The following is an 8000-nucleotide window of genomic DNA, read 5'->3' as shown; positions in this document are numbered from 1 at the left end:
ACCCGGCCGGGCCGGGGGGTCTGCTCGTCGCCTTCATCGAGGCGTTCTCCGGCCTCGACGGGCTGTTGCTGCTCGCCGCGGGCCTCGTCGTCGTGGGCATCCTGCTGCTCGTCTATCGCAGCCCGGTGTTGTGGTTCTTCCCGCTGTTCAGCGCGGTGCTCGCGCTCGGCGTCTCGGCGCTGATCATCTATCCGTTGGCCAAGAACAACGTCCTCACCCTCAACGGACAGGGCCAGGGCATCCTGTCGGTGCTGGTCATCGGCGCCGGCACCGACTACGCGCTGCTGCTGGTGAGCCGCTATCGGGAGGAGCTGCACGCCTACCCCAGCCGGATCCAGGCGATGATCGTGGCCTGGCGGGGCACCGCTCCGGCGATTACCGCCTCGGCGGTGACGGTGATCCTCGGCCTGCTCTGCCTGAGCCTCGGGGAACTGAATTCCACCCGCAGCCTCGGGCCGGTGGCGGCGATCGGCATCGCCTGCACAGCCCTGATCATGCTGATCTTCCTGCCGGTGTTCCTGGTGATCGCCGGGCGCTGGATCTTCTGGCCTCGCATTCCCCGCGTCGATCACCAGGCCGATCTCGCCGGTCACGGTCTCTGGGCACGCTTCGCCGGAGGCCTCGTCCGCCGGGCCCGGTGGGCCTGGATCGTCACGACGGTCGTGTTGCTGGCCTGCTCGTCCCTGATCGTCACCCTGAAGGTCGACGGCCTGTCGACGACGGACAGCCTGACGGGGCGGCCGGAGGCGATCGTCGGCCAGGAGATCTTCGACGCCAACTTCAGCCAGGGGCAGGGCGCCCCGGCCGTCATCATCACCAACACCGTTGCCGCCGCGGACGTCATCGCCGCCGTCCGGAAGGTCGACGGCGTCGCCACCGCTCCCGGCTCGGTCTGCGTGGAGGTCGACTACGCCAAACTCGCCGCCCGGTGGGCGTCCGGTGGGCGTCCGGTGGGCGTCCGGCGGCGAGGGGTTCCGACGGCTGCGCCCCGAAGTCGGTCCAGGTCGCCCCGGTTGACGGTCGAATCGCCATCGACGCCGCCATCGTCCACCGCTATGATACCGCCGAGGCTTACAACACGATCACTGCGATCCGACGGGTCGTCCGGGAGGTGCCCGGGGCGAACGCCCTGGTCGGTGGCCAGTCGGCGATCAATCTCGACACCCAGAACGCCTCGCGCCACGATCGCAACCTGATCATCCCGATCGTGCTGGTCGTCATCCTCCTCGTGCTCGGCGTCCTGTTGCGGGCGCTGCTCGCCCCGGTCCTCCTGATCGCGACGGTGGTGCTCTCGTTTGCCGCGACGCTGGGCGTGAGCGCGGTGGTGTTCAACCACGTCTTCGGGTTCGCCAACGCGGATCCAGGCTTCCCGCTGTTTGCGTTCATCTTCCTCGTCGCCCTGGGGATCGACTACAACATCTTCCTGATGACCAGGGTCCGGGAGGAGACCCTCATCCACGGCACCCGTAGCGGCATCGTGCGCGGCCTCGCGGTCACGGGCGGGGTCATCACCTCGGCCGGGATCGTCCTCGCCGGGACGTTCGCCGTGCTCGGCGTCCTCCCGCTGGTCTTCCTGGCCCAGGTGGGTTTCTCGGTAGCCTTCGGGGTGCTGCTGGACACGGTTCTGGTCCGCTCGGTCCTCGTGCCGGCGCTGAGCCATGACCTCGGTCCGAAGATCTGGTGGCCCTCGAAGCTCTCCTGACACGCACTCGCCCGGCCCGGCCTCCGCGCCAGGACCGAAGCCAACGCACGCTGTCGGCCCCCTCTCCTCGGCCGGAGGGTGCCGGACCCAGCCGCACGGGAACGGACTTTCGCTGCCGGTGAGGCGGGGCCGGGGACACCACGCGGGCAGCGGGGCTGGCTGCCGGGCCTTACGGGACGCTACGAGACACGCACGGGCATCGATGCTCAGCCGCGGACCGTGGAGGTACGGGCTTGGACGGCGTTGTCCCAGGCGATTTCCCAGGCGAGGAAGCGGGTGAGGACCTCGTCCAGGGCCACCTTGCCCTCGATGCGGGCCAGTGCGGCGCCGAGGCAGTGGTGGATGCCGTAGCCGAAGCTCAGGTGGCGGCCGATCTCGCGGCGGATGTCGAACTCCTCTATCGAGCCGCGGCCGCACCGGTAGGTCTGCCGGTCGGTCAGGTGGTCAGGTGATCTTTTCCAGCTGGACCGGTAGCCCGTCCCGTGGAACAGGCAGCGGGAAACGGTCTCATGAGATCCGGTAGCCCGGTGCCAGGCTCCACCGGTACCGCAGCAGCATCTGGTGCAGGATCGCCTTCACCTGCTGACCGGCGAAGTGCAGACCGATGCAGGTATGTGGCCCGCCACCGAACGGTTGCCAGGCGTAGGGATGTGCCTTGTCCTCGCGACGGTGGTCCGCGAACCGCTCCGGGTCGAACCGTTCCGGGCTCGGCCAGTACTCCGGCATCTGGTGGGTGAAGGCGAGCGCGAGGGCGGCCACGGTACCGGCGGGCACCGTGACGCCGAGCACGTCGATGTCTTTCACTGTGGCGCGCAGGAGGATCGGCACCGGCGTGACCAGGCGCAGCGCCTCCTTCATGACCAGAGCGAGTGACGGCAGCCGATCGAGGTCGGCATGGTCCACCGCTGGCGTGCCGAGGGCGAGCGACTCCTCGCGGCACCGCTGCTGCCACTCCGGATGCCGTGCCAAATAGTAGCTCATGCTGGTCATCGTGATCGTGGACGTGTCGTGCGCGGCCACCATCATCAGGATCATGTGGTTGACGACGTCGTCGTCGCTCAGCCTGCTGCCGTCCTCGGCCTCGGCGTGGCAGAGCCGGCTGAACATGTCGGTGCCGCTCCCGGCTCGTTTCGCGGGCACCCGCAGCCGCAGGAACTCCTCCAGGTACCGGCGCCCGGCCAAGCCACGCGACCAACGTAGCCCGGGTGCCGGCACGCGGACCACCGCGCCCGGCGCGCGGATGCAGGCGAACAGCGCGGCGTTGAACCGGTCGGCTTCCGGTCCCAGCCGTTCACCCATGAAGATCCGGGTCGCCAGTTCGAGGGTGAGCTGTTTGACCGCGGGATAAACCTGGAACCTCGCGCCCGGCCGCCACCCCGCGACGCCCCGTTCGATGGACGGGTTCATCCCGGCGAGATAGCCGCGCAGTCTGTCCGGGGCGAACGCGCCGGCGAGGATCCGACGGTGGTGGCGGTGCTCGTCAAAGTCGAGCATGCTCAGTCCGCGCCGAAAGAACGGTCCGGCTATCCGTTGCTGCCCCGGGCCGTTCGCGAATGCCTGCTCATGGTTGCGCAGCGCCAAGCCGGTGGCGTCCGGGCCGAGCAGGCTCACCACCCGCAGCCCGAAGGTCCGCTCCCATGACACCGGGCCATACCGGTCGTAGCGCTGCCGCCAGTGCTGGGCAGGGTCATGCAGATAGCGCAGGGTGTATCCCACCAGGGGCGGACCTCCGTCGCCCGGCACCGGTCCCCTGGAACCCCCCACCGCCATGAAACCCCTCACCGCCACGACGCTCTCACATCCTATTCAAAGGTTGCGACGCATCGGACGCATCGGACGCATCGTAGGAACCGTCGCGCGGGGACAGCTCGGCGAGCTGGGCCCGTACCCAGGCGGTCACGTCCGCGGCCGTGGGTTCGGCGGTGAGCGAGGTGAACACCACCGGACGGGCGCCGCGGGCCGCGGTCGCGTCCCGGGCCATGACGTCGAGGTCGGCGCCCACCAGGGGAGCCAGATCGGTCTTGTTGATGACCAGCAGGTCGCTGCCGGTCACCCCCGGTCCGCCCTTGCGGGGCACCTTGTCGCCCCCGGCGACGTCGACGACGAAGATCTGCCGGTCGATTAGCCCGTAGCTGAACGTCGCGGTGAGATTGTCGCCACCGGACTCGACGAGGACCAGGTCCAGGGGGCCGGTGTCGGCCTCCAGGTCCTCGACCATGCCAAGGTTCGTGGTGATGTCGTCGCGAATCGCGGTGTGCGGGCAGCAGCCGGTCTCGACCGCGCGGATCCGCTCGGGATCGAGCACGCCGGCCCGGCGCAGGAAGTCGGCGTCCTCGGTGATGTAGATGTCGTTCGTCACCACCCCGATGCGCAGGCTCGACGACAGGGCCCGGCACAGCGCGGCGACCAGGGCCTTCTTACCGCTGCCCACCGGGCCGCCGACCCCGATCCGCGGCGCCCGCCCGGCGCCGGCTGGCCCGGCGCTGGCTGGCCCCGCGTCAGCTGGCCCCGCGCTGGCCCGCCCGTCAGGTCTCTGGAACTCCTCATGTCCGAGGTGCATCGTCGCGCTTCTCCCGTTCGAGGGGCCCGCCGGTGCTCACGCGGCGTGCAGGGCCGGCAGCGCGATGCCGAGCTGGGCCCGTTCGAGGAACGCGCCCGGCATGGCGGTGAGCTCGGCGGGGGAGGGCTCGGCGCCGGCGCGGACGAGCAGGTCACCCAATGCCGCGATCATCACGCCGTTGTCCGTGCACCGCCGGCGGGCCGGTATCCGCAGCCGGATGCCGGTCTGCTCGCAGCGGCTGGCCGCCAGCGCCCGCAGCCGGCTGTTCGCCGCGACCCCGCCGACGATGAGCAGGTCACCGATCCCGTGGTCGAGGCAGGCCCGGACCGCCTTGGCGGTGAGAACGTCGACGACTGCCTCCTGGAAGGATGCGATCACATCGCCGGCCGGTACGGGGGAGTCGGGATGCGACTCGACCCATCGGGCGACGGCGGTCTTCAGCCCCGAGAACGAGAAGGTGTAGGGCGCGTCCGCCCGGCCGGTCAGCGGCCGGGGGAAGGCCAGCGCCGTTGCATCGTGGCCGACCGCGGCTCGGTCGACCGCGGGACCGCCCGGATAGGGCAGGCCGAGCACCCGGGCGACCTTGTCGAAGCACTCCCCGGCCGCGTCGTCAAGCGTGTCGCCGAGGTGGGTGATCGGGTCGCGAGCGAGGTCCCCCACCCGCAGCAGCGACGTGTGCCCGCCGGAGACGATCAGGGCAATGAGGGGATCGGGTAGCGGTTCGCCGTCGACGAGGTCCGCGGCGAGGTGACCGGCGAGATGGTGCACGCCGTAGAGGGGAACATCGAGCGCCGTGGCGTACGCCTTCGCCGCGGCCACCCCGACGTGCAGGGCGGTGGCGAGGCCGGGGCCGGCGGTGACCGCGACGGCGCCGATGTCCGCCGCGAACAGCCCCGCCGAGGACAGCGCCGCGCGCACGCAGGGCACCAGCGCCTGCACGTGTGCCCGGGCGGCGATCTCGGGGACCACCCCGCCGTAGCGGGCGTGCTGGTCCATGCTCGTCGACAGGGCCTCGCCCAGCAGCGTGCCGTTCCGGACGAGCCCCACCCCGGTCTCGTCGCAGGACGTCTCGATGCCCAGCACGACCGGGCCCTGCTCCGGCGGCATCCCCGCAGCCTCCTCGCGATAGTCGGTACCTGCGAGATTACGCCGGCGCGCGGTCCTCGCCGCGCCGCCGCGGACCCTCGTCATGCGGGTGCGAGGTCCCCGTCCACGGACGGGGACGTCACCGAACAGGCGCGGCACCGGCCGGCAAGGGCGGCGTGGTCGGGCTGCAGGGTGAACCCGACGGTGGTGGCGAGCCGACGCGCGACGTCGTCGAGCAGGTCCGCGGGCACGTCGAGGATCGTGCCGCAGGAGCGGCACCGGACGTGCAGGTGGGCGCCGCCGGTGAGGGCCGCCGCCAGGTGGTAGACGGCCGGCCCGTGGTCGGGGTGGACGTGGGTGACCAGGCCGAGGTCGCCGAGGGTCTCCACCGCGCGATAGACGGTGGTGCGGTGCATGCCCGGGACGATCGTCTCCGCCCGGGCGAAGACGTCGTCGACGGACAGGTGCTCGCTCGTGCCGGCGAGCACCTGGAGCACCGCCCGGCGGGCTGGGGTAACCCGCTCCCCGCGGGCGCGCAACGCGGCGATCCCGGCGGCGGACGGATCGCCACGCCGGCCGTCACGATCCGTCTGACTGTCCTTCACGATCCAGGTGTCCTTCACGATTCACGTGGCACAGTATCCCGCATGACCGTGCTCCCGATCCGCACCGTTGGTGATCCCGTTCTGCGCACTCCGACCACGCTGGTCACGGAGTTCGACACTGTGCTCGGTCGGCTGGTCACCGACATGATCGACACCATGTACGACGCGCCCGGGGTGGGGCTCGCCGCCCCGCAGATCGGGGTCGGGCTGCGCCTGTTCGTCTTCGACGTCGACTACGACCCGCGTGACGAGTCGGTGCCACGGGTGCCGCGGGTAGTGGTGAACCCGGTGCTGGAACTCGGCCCGGACCCGGGGCAGCCCGGGGAGACCCAGCAGCCCGGCCCGGAGGGATGCCTGTCCGTCCCGGGGCTGCACTTCCCGACCACGCAGGCGCTGGCCGCGCGGGTCCGCGGGGTGGACGTTACGGGGCAGCCGGTCGAGTACGCCGGCGAGGGCCTGCTTGCGCGCTGCTTCCAGCACGAGGTCGACCATCTCGACGGGATCCTCTACGTCGACCGGCTGACCGGGGAGGCGCGCCGTGCCGCCGTCCAGGCACTGCGCGAGCCGCCGCCGACCCCGGAGCAGGCACGGGCGGCCGGCGAGTACCTGCGGTCGCTGCGCCGGTCAGCCGGGTCGGTCCGGTGACGGTTAGGGCCGATCGGGTCGGTCCGGTGACGGTCTGACGCCGGTCGGGTCGCGCCGGGGACGGCCGCCGGTCGCCCGACGGGCTATCTTGGTATCCGCCTCGTCCTCGAGGATGCCACCGGCGAGTGCCCGTCTTCGAGGTGTCCCGTCTTCGATGTGTCCCATCCTGGAGATGCCCCGCTGAGTGGAGGAGTGGCTGCGGTGACCGAGGTCTCCGGCGGGCCGTACAAACGGCCGTTCCGGTTCAACATCCAGTGTTCCTCCCCCGCCGAGGTGAGCGCCCGGTCATGGGCCGACCTCGCCCACCGGGTCGAGGATCTCGGCTACGCGACGTTGACCGTCTCCGACCATCTCGACGAGCAGGTCGCACCGATCGCGGCGCTGATGGCCGCGGCCGACGCGACGACGACGCTGCGGATCGGCGCGATGGTGTTCAGCAACGACTACCGCCATCCGGTGGTGCTGGCCAAGGAGGCGGCGACCCTCGACGCGCTGTCCGGCGGACGGTTCGAACTCGGCCTCGGCGCCGGTTGGATGACCTCCGACTACTCCCGAGCCGGTCTGCCGCTCGACCCGCCGGGGGTGCGCATCGGCCGGCTCGCCGAGTCCCTCGCCGTCATCAAGGGGATGTTCGCCGACGGACCGTTCACCTACAGCGGCATCCACTACCAGGTCGCCGGCCTGAACGGGACGCCGAAGCCGGTGCAGCGGCCCCACCCGCCGATCGTGATCGGTGGTGGCGGGCGCCGGCTGCTGACCCTCGCTGCCCGCGAGGCCGACATCATCGGGCTGAACATGAACATGGCCGGCGGGGTGATCGACGCCTCGCTCGGCGCCAACGCGACGACGGCGGCGACCGAGGAGAAGGTCCGCTGGATCCGGGAGGCCGCCGGCGCCCGTTGGGACGATCTCACCCTTCAGGTCCGCGTCCACCTCGTCGTCGTCACCGACAACCGCACCCAGGTTGCCGAGCAGCTGGCCGCCGGGTTCGGGCTCACCTCCGAACAGGCGCTCGCGACCCCGCACGCGCTGTGCGGGTCGGTCGACGAGATCGTCGACGACCTCGTCGAGCGCCGCGAGCGCTTCGGCCTCAGCACGATCGGGGTCTCCCTGGACGCGTTGACCGCCATGGCGCCGATCGTCGAACGTCTCGCCGGCACCTGAGCGGTCCGCCGCCCTCCCCGAGCCGTTGTCCGCTGTCCGTCCCCGTCGAGGAGCCATCGTTGGTCACGCACATGAAGTGGTGGGGCTGGGGCAAGGAGAGTGTCTCCTTCAGCCCCAGTGACAAGCCCGACCTCGCGCCGTTCATCCGTACGCACATCGGGCTCGACATCACCCGCCTGCCGGCCCAGCCACCGGCCTTCGCGGACCTGACGATCGCGGACCCCGTGCTGCCGGAGTC

Annotated in this window: 6 protein-coding genes and 2 pseudogenes; 3 read left to right on the top strand and 5 right to left on the bottom strand. The window is 71.1% G+C overall.

Annotated features, from left to right (window positions below):
- Positions 1 to 1702, top strand: a pseudogene (locus AC08ON_RS03285) (MMPL family transporter); the annotation flags it as partial.
- A 206-nt stretch (positions 1703 to 1908) separates the two neighbouring features.
- Here the strand turns inward: AC08ON_RS03285 and AC08ON_RS03280 are convergent.
- The 5 genes and pseudogenes from AC08ON_RS03280 to AC08ON_RS03260 all read right to left on the bottom strand — a co-directional run.
- Positions 1909 to 2100: pseudogene (locus AC08ON_RS03280) on the bottom strand (cytochrome P450); the annotation flags it as partial.
- A 109-nt stretch (positions 2101 to 2209) separates the two neighbouring features.
- Positions 2210 to 3418: a cytochrome P450 gene (locus tag AC08ON_RS03275; protein WP_476606364.1), complete on the bottom strand. Its 1209-nt coding sequence runs from the start codon at positions 3416 to 3418 to the stop codon at positions 2210 to 2212.
- Between the two features lie 79 nt (positions 3419 to 3497).
- Positions 3498 to 4262 carry an urease accessory protein UreG gene (ureG, locus tag AC08ON_RS03270; protein WP_476606363.1) on the bottom strand — a complete coding sequence of 255 codons (765 nt, stop codon included), beginning with the start codon at positions 4260 to 4262 and terminating at the stop codon, positions 3498 to 3500.
- 36 nt (positions 4263 to 4298) lie between these two features.
- Positions 4299 to 5369 carry a tRNA (adenosine(37)-N6)-threonylcarbamoyltransferase complex transferase subunit TsaD gene (gene tsaD / locus AC08ON_RS03265; RefSeq protein ID WP_476606362.1) on the bottom strand — a complete coding sequence of 357 codons (1071 nt, stop codon included), beginning with the start codon at positions 5367 to 5369 and terminating at the stop codon, positions 4299 to 4301.
- 80 nt (positions 5370 to 5449) lie between these two features.
- On the bottom strand, positions 5450 to 5953 hold the full coding sequence (locus tag AC08ON_RS03260) for a Fur family transcriptional regulator (RefSeq protein WP_023841051.1): 504 nt from the start codon (positions 5951 to 5953) through the stop codon (positions 5450 to 5452).
- Positions 5954 to 5995: 42 nt separating this feature from the next.
- Here AC08ON_RS03260 and def point away from each other — a divergent pair, with 42 nt between their 5' ends.
- Both def and AC08ON_RS03250 read left to right on the top strand, forming a co-directional pair.
- A complete protein-coding gene (gene def / locus AC08ON_RS03255) occupies positions 5996 to 6598 on the top strand; it encodes a peptide deformylase (RefSeq protein ID WP_476606361.1) in 603 nt (200 codons plus the stop codon).
- 201 nt (positions 6599 to 6799) lie between these two features.
- Complete coding sequence (locus AC08ON_RS03250) at positions 6800 to 7762, top strand: LLM class F420-dependent oxidoreductase (RefSeq protein ID WP_476606360.1); 963 nt, start codon at positions 6800 to 6802, stop codon at positions 7760 to 7762.
- Positions 7763 to 8000: the final 238 nt, after the last annotated feature.

The organism is Frankia sp. CoWAU3 (genome assembly GCF_977971855.1).
The sequence above is the reverse complement of the archived record's forward strand: the minus strand, read 5'-3'. Positions and strand labels throughout refer to the sequence as shown.